The organism is Pseudomonas anuradhapurensis (genome assembly GCF_014269225.2).
GTDB classification, from domain to species: Bacteria; Pseudomonadota; Gammaproteobacteria; order Pseudomonadales; family Pseudomonadaceae; genus Aquipseudomonas; species Aquipseudomonas anuradhapurensis.
The window spans coordinates 414,812-430,145 of the sequence record NZ_CP077097.1; the positions used below are offsets into that span (position 1 = coordinate 414,812).

The 15,334-nt window shown below is 60.0% G+C and carries 13 protein-coding genes and 1 tRNA gene; 5 read left to right on the top strand and 9 right to left on the bottom strand.

The features are described 5' to 3' along the window. Position 1 precedes the first annotated feature (1 nt). The 4 genes from HU763_RS01830 to HU763_RS01845 all read left to right on the top strand — a co-directional run bounded on the left by HU763_RS01830 (position 2) and on the right by HU763_RS01845 (position 2,305). A complete protein-coding gene (locus HU763_RS01830) occupies positions 2 to 493 on the top strand; it encodes a hypothetical protein (RefSeq protein ID WP_186690172.1) in 492 nt (163 codons plus the stop codon). Beyond that, on the top strand, positions 490 to 744 hold the full coding sequence (locus tag HU763_RS01835) for an EexN family lipoprotein (protein WP_186690170.1): 255 nt from the start codon (positions 490 to 492) through the stop codon (positions 742 to 744). Before HU763_RS01830 ends, HU763_RS01835 begins: the two co-directional genes overlap by 4 nt. Beyond that, a complete protein-coding gene (locus HU763_RS01840; RefSeq protein WP_225931916.1) occupies positions 741 to 1,826 on the top strand; it encodes a TrbL/VirB6 family protein in 1,086 nt (361 codons plus the stop codon). Before HU763_RS01835 ends, HU763_RS01840 begins: the two co-directional genes overlap by 4 nt. Positions 1,827 to 2,113: 287 nt before the next feature. Next, a complete protein-coding gene (locus tag HU763_RS01845; RefSeq protein ID WP_186690168.1) occupies positions 2,114 to 2,305 on the top strand; it encodes an antitoxin VbhA family protein in 192 nt (63 codons plus the stop codon). Positions 2,306 to 2,559: 254 nt separating this feature from the next. Here HU763_RS01845 and HU763_RS01850 read toward each other — a convergent pair whose 3' ends face one another. The 8 genes from HU763_RS01850 to rpsU all read right to left on the bottom strand — a co-directional run bounded on the left by HU763_RS01850 (position 2,560) and on the right by rpsU (position 13,467). Further along, the gene (locus HU763_RS01850; RefSeq protein ID WP_186690166.1) at positions 2,560 to 3,426 is read right to left on the bottom strand and encodes a helix-turn-helix domain-containing protein; all 867 of its coding nucleotides are present in this window, start codon (positions 3,424 to 3,426) and stop codon (positions 2,560 to 2,562) included. Next, positions 3,423 to 3,647: a DNA-binding protein gene (locus HU763_RS01855; protein WP_186690163.1), complete on the bottom strand. Its 225-nt coding sequence runs from the start codon at positions 3,645 to 3,647 to the stop codon at positions 3,423 to 3,425. The genes HU763_RS01850 and HU763_RS01855 overlap by 4 nt, the downstream gene beginning before the upstream one ends. Positions 3,648 to 3,859: 212 nt before the next feature. Beyond that, positions 3,860 to 4,921: a site-specific integrase gene (locus HU763_RS01860; protein WP_186690161.1), complete on the bottom strand. Its 1,062-nt coding sequence runs from the start codon at positions 4,919 to 4,921 to the stop codon at positions 3,860 to 3,862. A gap of 126 nt (positions 4,922 to 5,047) precedes the next feature. Continuing rightward, positions 5,048 to 5,124: transfer RNA gene (locus tag HU763_RS01865), tRNA-Ile, on the bottom strand. A gap of 16 nt (positions 5,125 to 5,140) precedes the next feature. After that, positions 5,141 to 8,884: an EAL domain-containing protein gene (locus HU763_RS01870; protein WP_186690159.1), complete on the bottom strand. Its 3,744-nt coding sequence runs from the start codon at positions 8,882 to 8,884 to the stop codon at positions 5,141 to 5,143. 163 nt (positions 8,885 to 9,047) lie between these two features. Continuing rightward, a complete protein-coding gene (gene rpoD / locus HU763_RS01875) occupies positions 9,048 to 10,898 on the bottom strand; it encodes an RNA polymerase sigma factor RpoD (RefSeq protein WP_170027940.1) in 1,851 nt (616 codons plus the stop codon). Between the two features lie 67 nt (positions 10,899 to 10,965). Then, a complete protein-coding gene (dnaG, locus tag HU763_RS01880; protein ID WP_186690157.1) occupies positions 10,966 to 12,948 on the bottom strand; it encodes a DNA primase in 1,983 nt (660 codons plus the stop codon). 303 nt (positions 12,949 to 13,251) lie between these two features. Further along, complete coding sequence (rpsU, locus tag HU763_RS01885) at positions 13,252 to 13,467, bottom strand: 30S ribosomal protein S21 (protein ID WP_003255575.1); 216 nt, start codon at positions 13,465 to 13,467, stop codon at positions 13,252 to 13,254. 204 nt (positions 13,468 to 13,671) lie between these two features. On the opposite strand from rpsU, the gene tsaD reads away from it, so the two are divergent. Next, positions 13,672 to 14,697 (top strand): tRNA (adenosine(37)-N6)-threonylcarbamoyltransferase complex transferase subunit TsaD, encoded by a 1,026-nt coding sequence (gene tsaD, locus HU763_RS01890; RefSeq protein WP_170027942.1) that lies wholly within the window; start codon positions 13,672 to 13,674, stop codon positions 14,695 to 14,697. Between the two features lie 3 nt (positions 14,698 to 14,700). Here the strand turns inward: tsaD and plsY are convergent, their stop codons facing one another. Then, positions 14,701 to 15,270 (bottom strand): glycerol-3-phosphate 1-O-acyltransferase PlsY, encoded by a 570-nt coding sequence (gene plsY / locus HU763_RS01895; protein ID WP_170027943.1) that lies wholly within the window; start codon positions 15,268 to 15,270, stop codon positions 14,701 to 14,703. Between the last annotated feature and the right edge of the window lie 64 nt (positions 15,271 to 15,334).

A 15,334-nucleotide genomic window follows, 5' to 3' on the forward strand; every position in this document is an offset into this window, starting at 1 on the left:
AATGATCTCGTACGCTCATATCCTCCCCTTGGTCGTGTGCTTCTTCATCCTCACTTCCTTACGACGATTCTGGATTTGCATCGGCCGGTTCGGGGCTTTGAAAGAGGTGTCACGACGTGCACCTGAGTTGATCCAGAGCGATCTCCTGGCTGCGTCGGCCGCGATCATGCCTTTTGTACTGGCGCTTGCCGATTGGTTGCAGATAGTGCCGCCCCGAGCAACAGGGCCAATCTCCTCAACGCTCGCCGTTTTGATCTCGTTCGCATGTGCACTGGGTTCGTCGCTATTGATTTCGAGGTCCGAATCCCGCATCGCGGGTAGTTGGGCAGGGACAAGGGAAAGCGCGTTGAGAACGCTTGCAGCACTTCAGATTATCAACGCTGCTGAGCTGGCCTATTCGCTGAAATTTGCTGGGGAGTTCCGCACGGAGGCGGAGCATGTGCTGCCTCGTGAAGTGAATGGGGCGGATCAGAATCGGGAGGGCCGGAAATGACAGCCTCTCGTTTCTCAATTGTTGTTTTGTTTCTGCTCACGGGCTGCGGGGCGGATGAACCGGTCCATTCTGTCGATTGGTACAAAGCCCACAGTTCGGAAAGGGATATCCATATATCGGAGTGCGAGCGACATGCCGGGACTCTGGCTCTTACGCCGAACTGCGTTAATGCCAAGCAAGCCAGGAATGAGCAGCAGCTTGATCAGCGCGGCTATCGGAAGCGTGACGTGCTGAATCTGGAGGGGAAATGACCATGGGGTCTAATATCTACGAATGGATAGGTGGCTCAGTCGACGCGGTGTTGAACAGCTACGTTCAGCTGATGGCCCATAGTGTCATTGATGACTTCTCGGGCTTGTTCGTTGTCGCCGGTGGCCTATTTTTCATGACCCTGGGCCTTTTGTCGATCGGTGGTTTCATCGAACATCCCCTTCCACATCTCTTTAAGCTGATGCTGAAGTGGGTATTTATCGGCGCACTGGCACTCAATGCTGATACGTACCTTGGTTGGGTGGTGGAAGCGATTCGCGGCCTGGAGGCTGGCTTGGCAGATGCATTTTCGCCAAACGGCGACGGTGTAGCTGCGACATCGGTCTATCAGGTGATTGATAGAGCTATGACCGACGGCTTGGATATCTTTTCCGATCTCATTGCGCGCGCAGGAAGGCGTGGGATTACCGAGATAGGCATGATTCTTTATGACGGGGTCATCGCTGGAACGATGCTCTTTGCAACATTCCTGATCACGCTACCCGCTGGAGCGATGATCATTACAGCGAAGGTACTTTTAGCGTTTTTGCTTGGGTGCGGCCCGTTGTTCATTGCAATGCTGCTTTTCGGCCAGATGACCAGCAAGTGGTTCGATCAATGGTTCGCCCAGGTGATGACCTATGTCATTCAGTGTGCTGCTGTCACGTCAGTGCTGACGCTTGGGATGAAATTCTTTTCGGTAATGTTGGCAGATGTGCAGCCCACTGCTGGAAACGGCCCAGCGACCGACATGCTGGAGATCCTCGCGTTGAGCGGGATCGTGCTCTACATGGTTTATCAGGCTTACTCTTTAGGAGGCCAGCTTGCAGGTGGTTTGTCGTCCAGTGCGATCACATTGCGGCAGATGGCTCAGGCTGCGATAAACCCAGCCAAGGCGGTCTTCAATACAGTTAATCCGATGTCAACGCGCCGTGACCTGCAGTCGGGCATGATGACCACTGCAAGAGGTTTGAATCATGTAATCGCAGGGAACAGCGTTTGGAATCCCGCCTACCGGCAGCATGTCATGCAGAACCTGGGCAAGAACTGGGGTAGGGCGAGAGGAGGGAAGGTCGGCAGTTAAGGGTCTACTGGTACCGTGGAGCATGCTGCGCGCCCTGGCGGGCTTACCCAAAGGGGCTCTGCCCCTCTGGACTTCCCGCCCTCGCCGGTAGCAGGGGCCGCTGGGAAAGGCATCCAGCAGCCCCCGCACATAGGATTGGAGGTGCACAGCGTCAAGGGTTCGCTTCGCCGTCATCCTCGCCCGGTCCCGTTTCACGGGCTGCGGCCTCCGGTGACGCCCTTGACCCTCGTTTATCTGTTTAGCGCTGAAATTGTCTTGCTTTAGTCACCGACACGAGGGGAAGGCCCGTGAATACTTCGGAGAGCATCATCATCACGAGTGCTGAGCGGGAGCGGCGTCGGAAGGCTGTCGAGTATGCTTGCGCCTCAATCGGGCTCGAGGGCTTTGTATTGAGCGTTGAAGAAAAGCGACGCACTCAAGCTTTTGTGGACGGGAAGCTCACCTTGACCGAATTTGTTTCAGCCAGCAGCCACGAATAGCTGGAAGCTGGGTCAAGGGCATCACCGCAAGCCGCAGCGGAGCGCAGCCCGGAGGGCGAGCACCGAACGGGTGAGGATGATGGGCGTAGCCGTACCCTTGATGCAGCTGTAAGCGACCAAGCCTAGCGACAGGGGGAGGAACAAGGCGAAGCCGCCGGACCTGCCCCTGCCGCCCGTCCGGCAAGGATAGGACGCGGGATGCAACCGAAGGGATTGCCCAAGCGAAGCGCGGAGCATCTGGATGCATGGCTTATCTAAAAACTGATTTTCGATCCTGAAGTAACTCCGTGTTTAATGTGCTGCCACCGTGCTCTTTTTTCTGCATCTGAAATGGTCGATGTTGGTTGATCCAACTGATCATTTGGCTTGGGCGTGTTGATGTCTAGTCTTCGTCGATTGCGTTTTTCTGCCACAGCTAAGCCTGCATTCGCTACGAATGTGCCTTTTCTGAACTTACTAATTATCCCCCTCATCCATCTGCTTGGGCTGGTTTTGATGCTGTGCGTAGCCAGTGCACCTTGCAGCTCGTCCAACAGCGTTTGTGCTGTCGTGCGTTCGAAACTTTCCATCATTTCCATGATTACCTTCTTCTCTGAACGGGAGGTGAGCATGTGAGGCCAGATTAGTTGACTTTTGGTGGTTTCCCCATGTTCGCTGTAATTCACGGGATCAGAGTCGCCGTGTAGATTGCCCTTCGGTAGTTGTTGTAGTGATTCTTTATTTGGATTCTCTGTAGGTTTATGGGGTGACAACATCTTGTCATCCCCCGGTGACATATGTGGCACCGAGGGAGAGACACTATGGTCGGTGGCCGGTGTCTTCCTGGCGGGGGGAGGGTCACATTTTGTCAGGGGGGTGAAAATTTCGAGCGTGTATCTATTCGAGCTCTGTCCGCCATCACTTCTGAACTGCTTGCTCACTGTCACGAATTTCTTTGCTTCGAGCTCCTTTAGTACCCTTTGTACAGTTCGCTCCGAAGTACAGCATTTTCTCGCTATGATGCTGATTCTCGGCCAGCAAACACCTAGGTCGTCAGCGGCATCCGCCAAGGCCATTAAAACAATTTTTGACGATGGCGGAAGGTGCTGATCCCATGCCCAGTTTGAGGCTTTGATGCTCATCCCAGAGCACCATCTAACTCCAGTACATCGTTAACTTGTATGGTTCGGAAAAACACTCGTCGCCCAACGCGAACTACAGTTGGCTTTAGCTTTTGTGCCAGATCCGAATTGTTGTACATGGCGACTCTGAACCCGGCTGGAGACTTGCCGAGCAAGCTTGCTACCTGGGCTAGACTCATCAGCGGGCCAAATCGGTCGAGGAGGTATTCTTCTGCAGTCATGGGCTTCTCCGTGCTTACGTTGATTAACGTCTCGTTGTAAGTACGGCTGAAGCTATCAGTATATTTTGGTGACAGTAAAGATGCAGATTTCTAGTGCTACTGTCACCAATTTCGAGTTTAGGTCCTCTGGAAAACAACTCGGAAAACAATTTGAAAACACGTTGACAACAGTGTGGCAACAGAAAGAAAACAATAGGAAAACGAAGTGGAGGTTATTTAGTTCCTAGTTTGTCTAGCTTGTGAACTAACTCTTCAGCCCGCAGATGAGTGTAACGCTTGAGCATCTGCATCGATTTATGCCCGCTGATTGCCGAGACTTCTTGATCTGAAAGGCCGCCCTCAACCAGTCTACTCACGGCTTCGTGCCGCAGATCGTGAAAACGGAAGTCCGGCACGCCAGCCTTTTTCTTGATGACGGCCCAGATCTTGGTGAACGCATAGGGGCGACGCTTTCCATCACGCCCGGGCTCACCGAAAAAAACCAGATCGCAGTCAATTGGCCGCACGGGATTCGCCAAGGCGACGCGGAAAACCTCGGTAGCGAGCTTCGTCAACGGAACCGTGCGAGCACTATCATTTTTTGTATCCGACAGCCGGACGATCCGTTTTTGGACATCCACCTGTGATCGCCGCAGGCCTGCGATCTCTGATGCTCGCATACCCGTTGCCAAGGCTATCTGGACGATCCAGCCCAGCATTGGATTGCTGTGCTTGCCCACAGCGGCCATAAGGCGCTTTTCCTCATCAGCCATCAGGCGCCTGTTACGACCTTCACCGGGGCTCGGTTTTCGAATGTTGAGCACGGGGTTAAAGGTGAGGCCAAGTCCCCACTCCTGAATTGCGACTGTGAACAGGTGGCTGAGCAGGGCAAGCTCCAGCCGCACAGTGTTATTACTCGTGGGTTGGCCGCGGTTGGTCAGCGAGCCCAGACGTGTATCGCGATAGTTGGCGATCACCTCGGATGACAGAGCTGCAAGCGAATACTTTCCCAGGTGCTGGATCAGCTGCTGAGCCTTGGTCGCCTCGGCCTTCTGCGTGGTGGGCTTCTTGGTAGGGCTAACTTCGCGCAGATATCGCTGCAGCGCATTTTCGAGTGTCAGTCGCTCGGACCCGCTGCGCTGGATATAGACACCCCGCACCATTTCATCTTCGGTGCGCCGCGACCAATCCTCGGCGTCGCGTTTGGTGCGGAAGGTTTTGGCGTTGGTCGGCCATCCGGTCTTACGGATGACGGCCTTCCAAGTGCCGGCAGGGGTTTTGACGATTGTGGCCATCTGAAGGACTCCAAAGGCGTGCAAGCGAAGCCGCACTGTACCTAATTTGTACCTTCGGACCATAGGACTGATCCGGCTACCACAAACCCAAAAAGCCGAAAGCCGCGTAGTACGCGGCTTCAAGGTTGGTGGGCCCACACGGACTCGAACCGTGGACCAAAGGATTATGAGTCCTCTGCTCTAACCGACTGAGCTATAGGCCCTCAGTAAGTGGCCGGATTATAACGAGGGTTTCGCACCTGTGCCATCTGAAAGATCCGATAGTGCTATGCGAAGGAACCCTGCCGCAAACTCCTCCGGTGGCAGCGGCAGGCTGACGATGTAGCCCTGGATCTGTTCGCACCCTTCAGTTGCCAGAAAACGCTGCTGGGCCTGGTTTTCCACGCCTTCGGCAATGATGGTCAGCTGCATGCTGCGGCCCAGGGCGATGATTGCCCGGGCGATGGCTGCATCGTGCGGGTCATCGGGCAGGCCGCGGATGAACGACTTGTCGATCTTGAGAATGTCCAGCGGCAGGCGTTTGAGATAGCTCAGGGAGGAATACCCGGTGCCGAAGTCGTCTATGGCCAGTTGCACGCCCAGCTTCTTCAATTGGTACAGCACGGCCAGGGCTTCTTCTGCCTGGCTCATGATGAAGTTTTCGGTGATTTCCAACTGCAGGTCGCCAGCTTGCAGCTGGTATTGCCTGAGCAACTGTTCGATACGCCGGGCCAGGTGCGGGTGGCGCAGCTGCGCGCCGGCGAGGTTGATCGACAGCGGGCCGAAGGGTTCGTAGTGCTGCTTCCAGGCCTGTATCTGGCGGCAGGCCTGCTCCAGTACCCAGTCGCCAAGCTGGAGAATGGTGCCGTTTTCTTCCGCCAGGTGGATGAAATGTTCCGGCGGCACTTCACCAAAGGTCGGGTGGCTCCAGCGGATCAATGCTTCGGCACCCACCAGGCTCTGGGTCCTGAGGCTGAGCTTGGGCTGGAAGCACAGGCTCATTTCATTACGTTCGATGGCGCGGCGCAGCTCGTGCTCCAGGGCAATGCGTTCACTGGCTTGGGCAGTGAGGTCGAGGGTATAGGCTTCGACGCGGTTGCGGCCTTTGGCCTTGGAACGGTACATCGCCGCGTCGGCGTTGCGAATCAATGTGGAAACGTCGGTGCCGTCCTGTGGATAAAGGCTGATGCCGATGCTGGCGCTGGTGAAGAACTCATGTTCGCCGGCCTGGAACGGCGCGTTGAAACAGGCCAGCAGCTTGTTGGCGATGGTGCTGGCGTCGCTGGGTTTGTGCAGGCCCGGCAGCAGGATGATGAATTCGTCACCGCCCAGGCGGGCCACGGTGTCGACGTCGCGTACCTGCTCCTTCAGGCGTTGGGCGATGCCCTTGAGCAGCAGGTCGCCGACCGGGTGACCGAGGCTGTCGTTGATGTGCTTGAAGCGGTCGAGGTCGAGGAACAATACCGCGCCCTGGCGGTTGGACTCCTGTTCACTGGTGAGTACGGCCTGCAGGCGGCTTTCGAACAGGGTGCGGTTTGGCAGCCCGGTGAGCGGGTCGTGGTGAGCCTGGTAGTCCAGCTTGGCCTGGGCGTGCTTGAGGCTGGAGATGTCGGCAAACACCGCGACGAAGTGGGTGATTTCGCGCTCGCTGTTGCGCACGGCGCTGATGGTCAGCCAGCCGGGGTACAGCTCGCCGTTCTTGCGTTTGTTGTAGATCTCGCCTTGCCAGTGGCCTTCGTCGGTCAGCTGGTGCCACATGGCTGCATAGAAGGCGCTGTCGTGCTGGCCGGAGGCGAGCAGGCGCGGGGTCTGGCCGAGTGCTTCAATCTCGCTGTAGCCGGTGATTTCGGTGAAGGCGCGGTTGACCGCACTGATGCGCTGGTCGATGTCGGTGATCAGCACCCCTTCGGCAGTGTTCTCGAACACGGTGGCAGCCAGTTGCAGCTTTTCCTGCATCAGGTGGCGCTCGGTGATATCGCGGGCGATGGTCAGCATGCAGTCTACGCCGGCAATCGGCAGGGGCCGGGCGGACAGTTCGCAAAGGCGGATCTGCCCGTCGCTGCGGCGAATGTGGCAGATGAAGTCACGCACGAAACCGTCGCGGTTGAGCTGCTCGACCAGGCGCTTGCGCTCGTTGAGGTCGACCCAGATGCCCAGGTCCAGCGAGGTCTGGTCGAGGGTCGGGTTGAGGTCGTAGCCGGTGAGGCGACAGAAGCCCTCGTTCACTTCAAGCAGCAAGCCGTCGGTCTGGCGCGACAGCAGCAGGCCGTCGGGGGAGGCGTGGAAAGCCTTGGCGAATTTTTCTTCCGAGGTTTGCAGCTGTTCCTGGGTTTCCTTGAGCTGGCTGATGTCGCGCACGGCCACCACCAGTGCTGGGGTGCCGTCGAGCTCGAAGGTTTCCGCCGAGGTCAGGCCGGTGAACAGTTGGCCGTTGCTGCGTCGGAAGCTCATCTCCAGGTTACGGATACCGCCCTGGTGCAGACGTTCGAGCAGGCGCGGGCCGGTACCTTCGACGCCCCACAGGTTCAGGTCGGTGGCCGTACGGCCGATGACCTGGTCCGGGGTCAAGCCGATCTGCTCTTCGAAGGCTTCGTTCACCTCCAGCAGGCAGCCGTCGCTGTGGCGGGCGATCAGCAGGATGTCCGGGCACTGCTGGAACACCGAGGCGAACTTCTGTTCCGACAGGCGCAGGGCGTTCTCGGTGCGCTTGGTCTCGCTGATGTCGATCATCAGCCCGCGCATCACCGGTTTGTGGCCGTACTCAATCATGCTGACGATGTTGCGCACCCACAGCGGCTGGCCATCGGCGCGGATCACCCGATAATCCAGGCTGTGATCACGCCCAGCCGCCGTTTCGCTGTCGCAATAGGCCTGGGCCCAGAGGGCGTCATCCGGGTGCAGGATGCTGCGCCAGAAGCCGGGCTTGAGCCATTCGCTGAGTGGATAGCCCAGCAGGTCCTCGGCGTGTGGCGAAACGTAACTGTAGATGAAGTCGTTGGCGTCGGCTTCCCAGGCAATGGCGGAAAGGCTCTCGACCAGGCTGCGGTAGCGGTATTCGCTGCTGCGCAGCTCCTGTTCGAGGGCGATGCGCCGGGAAATTTCTGAGCTGAGGCGGCGGTTGATGCGGATGACCACCGCCAGCACCACCATCAGCAGCAGTACCGCCGGCAGGCCGTAAGTCAGCAAGTCGGACCAGAACATCCGTTGGTCGACCACATTGCCCACCCAGCGTTGCTGGATCTGGCTGACTTCGCCGCTGCTCATGTCGGCAATCACCTTGTCCAGAATCCCGACCAGTATCTTCTTGTCACGCGGCACACCCATGGCCAGTTGGTAGCGGTAAGGGGTCTCGCCGCTGACGTAGAGGCCATCGAGCTTCAGCTGGCGCAAGCTCCAGATACTCGAGGCGAGGTCGCCGACCACGGCGTCTACCTGGTCGGTGGCCAGGGCCTGCAGCGTGGAGCTGACATTGGGCAAGGCCACCAGGTTGAGGTCTGGGTGGTGCGTGCGCAGTAATTCGTGCGGGGCGTAGTTCTCCACCACGGCAACCTTCAGGCCGTACAGCTCGTCGAGGTTGCGCGGCTGTGCAGCGCCTTTATGGGCGAGGATGACGATGGGGAAATCGAGGTACGGGCGGGTGAAGGCCAGGTAGCCTTGGCGCTCGGGGGTGGACATGATGCCGGGCAGCAGGTCGATGCGGTTTTCCCGCGCCATCGCCAACACTTCGGTCCAACTGCGCGGTTCGACCGGTTTGAGCGTCACCTCCAGGCGTTGCTGGATGGTGGCGATGTAATCGGCGGCCAATCCCTGGTACCGGCCCTCCTGGTCGCGAAACTCGAACGGTGGCCAAGAGGCGTCTACACCCAGGCTCAACTGCGGATGGGCAGCCAACCAGGCTTTTTCCTCATCTGTCAGGGTCAGGGCGCCGGCCGCTGTGTTCCACAAAAGCAGGAACATCAACAGGATGGCCGGCAACAGGGACATAGCGGCCTCGCTTTCAGGGGGGACTGAAGTCGAGTGTAGACGGGCATTGCTGCTGGTGTTGGGTGGAAGGTGGAGTCTTTCGTGCAGGCCTGCACGATCCATGCGGGAGTGGCAGGTTGCACAGGGCGGAAAGAAAAACCCCGGCCTGGGCCGGGGTTTGTCATCACTCGTCGAGGAAGGAGCGCAGGTGCTCGCTGCGAGTCGGGTGGCGCAGTTTGCGCAACGCCTTCGCTTCGATCTGACGGATCCGCTCACGGGTCACGTCGAACTGCTTGCCTACCTCTTCGAGCGTATGGTCGGTGTTCATGTCGATACCGAAGCGCATGCGCAGTACCTTGGCTTCACGCGCGGTGAGGCCGGAGAGCACGTCGCGGGTGGCTTCCTTGAGGCTTTCGACCGTGGCCACATCGATCGGGGACTGCATGGTCGAGTCCTCGATGAAGTCGCCCAGGTGCGAATCTTCGTCGTCACCGATCGGGGTTTCCATGGAGATCGGCTCTTTGGCGATCTTCAGTACCTTGCGGATCTTGTCCTCAGGCATTTCCATGCGCTCGCCAAGTTCTTCCGGGGTCGGTTCGCGACCCATTTCCTGCAGCATCTGGCGGGAAATACGGTTGAGCTTGTTGATCGTCTCGATCATGTGCACCGGAATACGGATGGTGCGTGCCTGGTCGGCGATCGAACGGGTAATCGCCTGACGGATCCACCAGGTGGCATAGGTCGAGAACTTGTAGCCGCGACGGTATTCGAACTTGTCCACCGCTTTCATCAAGCCGATGTTGCCTTCCTGGATCAGGTCGAGGAACTGCAGGCCACGGTTGGTGTACTTCTTGGCGATGGAAATCACCAGACGCAGGTTCGCCTCGACCATTTCTTTCTTGGCGCGGCGGGCCTTGGCTTCACCGATCGACATGCGACGGTTGATTTCCTTGATCTCGGCAACGGTCAGGCCGCTTTCGTTCTCAAGGTCGATCAGCTTCTGCTGGCAAGCGACAATGGCAGCGTCCTTTTCACCCAGGGCGGCAGCCCACTTGGTGTTGCGCTTGGCCAGGTCACCGCTCCAGGTCTGGTCGGTTTCGTTGCCCGGGAACATGCGCAGGAAGTCGGCGCGCGGCATGCGCGCATCACGTACGCACAGCTGCATGATGGCGCGTTCTTGCTGGCGCAGACGGTTCAGGGCGTCACGCACACGCTCTACCAGTACCTCGAACTGCTTGGGTACCAGCTTGATCGGCATGAACAGGTCGGCCAGGGCCTGCAGGGCCTCGATGCTTTCCTTGTGGGCGCGACCGTTTTTCTTCAGGACCTTGTTGGTGGCCTGCAGCTGATCGGCGACGGCACCGAAACGCTGGCGGGCGACTTCCGGGTCCGGGCCGCTCTCGGCCTCTTCCTCGTCGTCACCGCTTTCGGATTCTTCCTCGTCGTCGTCGGACTCTTCCTTCGCGGTCGCGGCCTTGGCGCCCGGGATCGGCACTTCCTCGGTCGGTGCAGCGATGTTGTCGTCAGGGTCGATGTAACCGCTGAGAACGTCGGACAGCCGGCCACCTTCGCTGGTGACACGGTCATATTCGCCGAGAATGTAGTCGACAGTGCCCGGGAAGTGGGCGATGGCGCCCATGACTTCACGGATGCCTTCCTCGATACGCTTGGCGATTTCGATCTCGCCTTCGCGGGTCAGCAGCTCGACGGTACCCATTTCGCGCATGTACATGCGCACCGGGTCGGTCGTGCGGCCGATATCGGTTTCAACTGCCGCCAACGCAGCAGCGGCTTCTTCGGCCGCAGCTTCGTCGGTGTCGGCTTCCGCCAACAGAAGGGCATCCGCATCCGGAGCACTCTCGAATACGTTGATCCCCATGTCGTTGATCATGCGGATGATGTCTTCCACCTGTTCCGGATCTGAAATATCCTCAGGCAGGTGGTCGTTGACCTCCGCGTAAGTCAGGTAGCCCTGCTCACGACCGCGGGTGATCAACTCTTTGATACGAGACTGCTGTTGCGCTTTTCCGGACATAACACCCTATCCACTGAAGGTCTTGGCGGGCAAAAAACAAGCCGAGGATTATACCCGAGCATGGGCCTCACGCGCCAGATGAGGTCGGCGTTTGTGCGGGAACATTCCGGCTCAGCAGGGCGAGGAGCTGGGATTTCTCCTCGCTGGTCAATTCGCTTTGACGTGATTTCCTGAGCAGTTGTTCCAGGCTGCGCTCGCGTTGGCGGGCGGACAAGCTAGTTATAGTGTCGAAAAACTGTTGTTCAAGGTTGTCGGCCACGATCAGCCATTCCTTTTCCGCCAGCGCCCGTAGCAGGCGGCCCTGTTCGGTGCCGTGCCAACGTGCGATCAACTGCATTGAGCTTAGCCCAGGATTTTTCTGCGCGGCTTCGATCAGGGCCACCAGCAGCTGGCTGTACAGGTGTTCTTCGTCGGCAAAATGGCTGGCATCTTCCACCTTGCCGGCCAGCAGCGGGTGGTGCAGCAGCGTGCGCAGGGCGGCCAGGGTTGGCGGTTCGACCGGGGCCGGCACGCGCGGTGGCGCTTCGTCACGTTGTTGCCAGGGTTTGCTGCCCTTGCGGTTCTTGTCCCAGGGCTTGTCGCCCCATTGCTTCTTGCCGGCGCCCTTGTTCGGCTTCCACGCCTGTTCCTGCTGGGCAGGGGCGTAGTCGTGCTGCGGCATGTCGCCGTAGTCGGGGGTGTAGCTGGCCATGGCGTCGTAATCGTAGCCAGGGTCGTAGTCCGGCACGTTGCCGGGGGCCGGGGCGTGTTGCGCCAGTTGCTCGACCTGCTGCGGGTCGAGGCCGGTAATTTCGCGCAGGCGGTTGCGCATCAGCTGGCGCAGGTTGGCGCCGGGGATCTTTTCGATCAGCGGTGCTGCCAGGGTCGCCATGTGCGCCTTGCCTTCCAGCGAGCGCGGGTCGGCTTCCACGCCCAGTTGCTCGAAGAAGTAGTCGGCCAGCGGCTGGGCGTGCTGGTTGATGCGGGCCATGAAGGCATCGGTGCCTTCGGCGCGCACCAGGCTGTCCGGGTCTTCGCCTTCGGGCAGGAACAGGAAGCGCGCACGGCGGCCGTCCTGCAGGTTCGGCAGGGTCGACTCCAGGGCGCGCCAGGCGGCCTTGCGCCCGGCCTGGTCACCGTCGAAGCAGAACAGCACGCTGGGCACCACGCGGAACAGGCGCTTGAGGTGCTCTTCGCTGGTGGCGGTGCCAAGGGTGGCCACGGCGTTGCGCAAGCCCTGCTGGGCCAGGGCGATGACGTCCATGTAGCCCTCGACGACGATGATCTCGTCGAGGTTGCGGTTGTGCTTGCGTGCCTCGTACAGGCCGTACAGTTCCTGGCCCTTGTGGAACACCGGGGTTTCCGGGGAGTTCAGGTACTTTGGCTTGTCGTCGCCGAGCACCCGGCCACCGAAGGCGATGATGCGCCCACGGCTGTCACGGATCGGGAACATCACCCGGTCGCGGAAGCGGTCGTAGCGCTTGCCGCTTTCGGCGTTCTCGATCAGCAGGCCGGCGTCGATCATCACCTTCTGCTGCAGGCTGTCGGCACCCAGGTGCTTGAGCAGGTTGTCCCAGCCTGGCGGGGCGAAGCCCAGGCCGAAGTCGCGGGCGATTTCCCCGGACAGGCCGCGGCCCTTGAGGTAATCCACCGCCGCCTTGCGGGTCGGGTGGCTGCGCAGGGCCTGGCGGTAGAACTCCGAAGCGGCGTCCAGCAACGGGTACAGCGGCGAATCGGTGGGCTGGCGCGGTTTGTGCTCGCGGCGACCTTGCTCGCGGGGTACTTCCATGCCAGCGGCGCGGGCCAGCTCCTCGACCGCCTGGGGGAAGTCCAGGTTGTCGTGGTCCATGACGAAGCCCAGGGCGTTGCCACCGGCACCGCAGCCGAAGCAGTAGTAGAACTGCTTGTCGGGGCTGACCGTGAAGGAAGGGGTCTTTTCCTTGTGGAACGGGCAGCAGGCGGAGTAGTTCTTGCCGGTCTTTTTCAGCTGGACGCGCGAACTCACCACGTCGACGATGTCGAGGCGGTTGATCAGGTCGTCAATGAAACTCTGGGGAATCAGCCCGGCCATGGCAGTCTCGTCATCTGGCAACTGGCAAGTCTAATCGCTCACACGCCGAATGGGGCGGGTGCCGCTTGGAGAAGTACGAGGGAAAATGTGCTCGTCGCCAGCCCGGTGGGGCCCGTCAGTCGGACGTGCACGTCTGGTCATACAACAAGAAGGACCAGCTCTGACGTTTCAGGCAGGTTGCCCATGTGCAGTTCGCAAGAAGCTTGTGCAGGGCCTTGAGCTAGCTGCTCTAGTTTGAAGCGACCACTGCCATCGCCCGGCGGTTAGCCGGGCAGGGCAGAAGCTTTGCGTAGAACGCCTGTATTAGTACAGACGAACGGCGCGGCGCTGTTCGCGCTGAACTTTCTTGGCGTGACGCTTAACAGCAGCAGCTGCTTTGCGCTTACGCTCGGCGGTCGGCTTCTCGTAAAACTCGCGGCTACGAACTTCAGCCAGTACACCGGCTTTTTCGCAGGAGCGCTTGAAACGACGCAGAGCTACGTCGAAGGGTTCGTTCTCTTTAACTTTGACGGCTGGCATCCAGGGCTACCTTAATTCATTACCGGGGTAGACGTGCTCCTGGCAAAACAAAGGTGTGCTGGAGAACGTCGGTTTTCAAGGGTTGCGGATGTTAACCCTTAGCAAGCCGGAATGCAAAGCCTCTGATCGAAAACCGCTGGTCGGCATCCGACACGAGGACTATCATGCGCGGCTTCGAATTCAGCCCCCACAAGGGACGAGCCCATGCTAGTACTGGGATTGGAAACATCCTGCGACGAAACTGGCGTCGCATTATATGACAGCGAGCGTGGTTTGTTGGCCGACGCACTGTTCAGCCAGATCGACCTGCACCGTGTGTTTGGCGGTGTGGTGCCCGAGCTTGCCTCGCGTGACCACGTCAAGCGCATGCTGCCGCTCATCCGCCAGGTGCTGGACGAGGCCGGCTGCGTCGCCACCGAGATCGACGCCATCGCCTACACCGCCGGCCCTGGCCTGGTCGGTGCCTTGCTGGTGGGCGCGTCCTGTGCGCAGGCACTGGCCTTTGCCTGGGATATCCCGGCGATTGGCGTGCACCATATGGAAGGCCACCTGCTGGCACCGATGCTGGAGCAGAACCCGCCGGAGTTTCCGTTCGTCGCCTTGTTGGTTTCGGGTGGCCACACCCAGCTGGTGCGCGTCGACGGCATCGGCCAGTACGAGCTGTTGGGCGAGAGCCTGGACGACGCCGCTGGCGAAGCGTTCGACAAGACCGCCAAGCTGATCGGCCTGAACTACCCCGGTGGCCCGGAAATCGCTCGCCTGGCCGAGCGCGGTGTGCCGGGGCGCTTCGTCTTCCCGCGGCCGATGACCGACCGCCCGGGCCTGGAGTTCAGCTTCAGCGGCCTGAAAACCTTCGCCCTGAACACCTGGCAGCAGTGCCGCGATGCTGGTGACGACAACGAACAAACCCGTTGCGACCTGTCCCTGGCGTTCCAGCAGGCGGTGGTGGAGACTCTGACCATCAAGTGCAAACGGGCGCTGAAGCAGACCGGCCTCAAGCGCCTGGTCATCGCCGGTGGCGTCAGCGCCAACAAGGCCTTGCGGGCGTCCCTCGAAGACATGCTCGCCAGCATCAAGGGCAACGTGTACTACGCGCGCCCGCAGTTCTGCACCGACAACGGCGCGATGATCGCCTACGCTGGCTGCCAGCGGTTGTTGGCCGGGCAGCAGCAGGACCTGGCCATCAGCGTGCAGGCACGCTGGCCGATGGAGCAGTTGCCGCCGGTCTGATGGCTAGAAATGCCGTTCCCGCCCGGCGAACAGGTCGCGCAGGTTGTTGCGGTGGCGCCAGACGATCATCAGCGTGAGCACGCTGATCGGCAGCAGCGCCTCTGGTTCGCGCCAGGCGAGCAGGGGCAAGGTCAGCGGCGTGGCGATCAGCGCCGCCAGCGAACTGGTGCGGGTAAGGTAGAAGGTCAGCAGCCAGGCGCCGATGGCCAGCAGTGCGGCCGGGAAGTACAGGGCCATGAGCATGCCGGCGGCAGTTGCCACGCCCTTGCCGCCGCGGAAGCGGAAGTACAGCGGAAACAGATGGCCCAGCACCGCGCACACGCCAACCCAGGCCTGCGCGTGCAGGTCCAGCCCGGCAAGGCGGGCGAGCCATACCGGCAACAGGCCCTTGCACAGGTCGCCAAGCAGGGTCAGGATCGCCAGCTTGCGGCCTGCCAGGCGTAGCATGTTGGTGGCGCCAGCATTGCCTGAACCGCTGGAACGCGGGTCCGGGCTGCCCGCAAGGCGGCTTAGGACGATGGCGAAGGACAGCGAGCCGAGCAGGTAGGCGAGCAGCGCCAGTAACCAAAACATGCTAACTATTCCGGGCGAGGACGCCCTGATTCTAACGGCGCCAGTCGCCCTTGTCGTGCTGTGG

Excerpts from the sequence above, each read along its gene's own strand:
- HU763_RS01830 (WP_186690172.1), top strand. The coding sequence starts at position 2 with ATGATCTCGTACGCTCATATCCTCCCCTTGGTCGTGTGCTTCTTCATC.
- HU763_RS01835 (WP_186690170.1), top strand. The coding sequence starts at position 490 with ATGACAGCCTCTCGTTTCTCAATTGTTGTTTTGTTTCTGCTCACGGGC.
- HU763_RS01840 (WP_225931916.1), top strand. The coding sequence starts at position 741 with ATGACCATGGGGTCTAATATCTACGAATGGATAGGTGGCTCAGTCGAC.
- HU763_RS01850 (WP_186690166.1), bottom strand. The coding sequence starts at position 3,426 with ATGAGCATCAAAGCCTCAAACTGGGCATGGGATCAGCACCTTCCGCCA.
- HU763_RS01855 (WP_186690163.1), bottom strand. The coding sequence starts at position 3,647 with ATGACTGCAGAAGAATACCTCCTCGACCGATTTGGCCCGCTGATGAGT.
- HU763_RS01860 (WP_186690161.1), bottom strand. The coding sequence starts at position 4,921 with ATGGCCACAATCGTCAAAACCCCTGCCGGCACTTGGAAGGCCGTCATC.
- HU763_RS01870 (WP_186690159.1), bottom strand. The coding sequence starts at position 8,884 with ATGTCCCTGTTGCCGGCCATCCTGTTGATGTTCCTGCTTTTGTGGAAC.
- rpoD (WP_170027940.1), bottom strand. The coding sequence starts at position 10,898 with ATGTCCGGAAAAGCGCAACAGCAGTCTCGTATCAAAGAGTTGATCACC.
- dnaG (WP_186690157.1), bottom strand. The coding sequence starts at position 12,948 with ATGGCCGGGCTGATTCCCCAGAGTTTCATTGACGACCTGATCAACCGC.
- rpsU (WP_003255575.1), bottom strand. The coding sequence starts at position 13,467 with ATGCCAGCCGTCAAAGTTAAAGAGAACGAACCCTTCGACGTAGCTCTG.
- tsaD (WP_170027942.1), top strand. The coding sequence starts at position 13,672 with ATGCTAGTACTGGGATTGGAAACATCCTGCGACGAAACTGGCGTCGCA.
- plsY (WP_170027943.1), bottom strand. The coding sequence starts at position 15,270 with ATGTTTTGGTTACTGGCGCTGCTCGCCTACCTGCTCGGCTCGCTGTCC.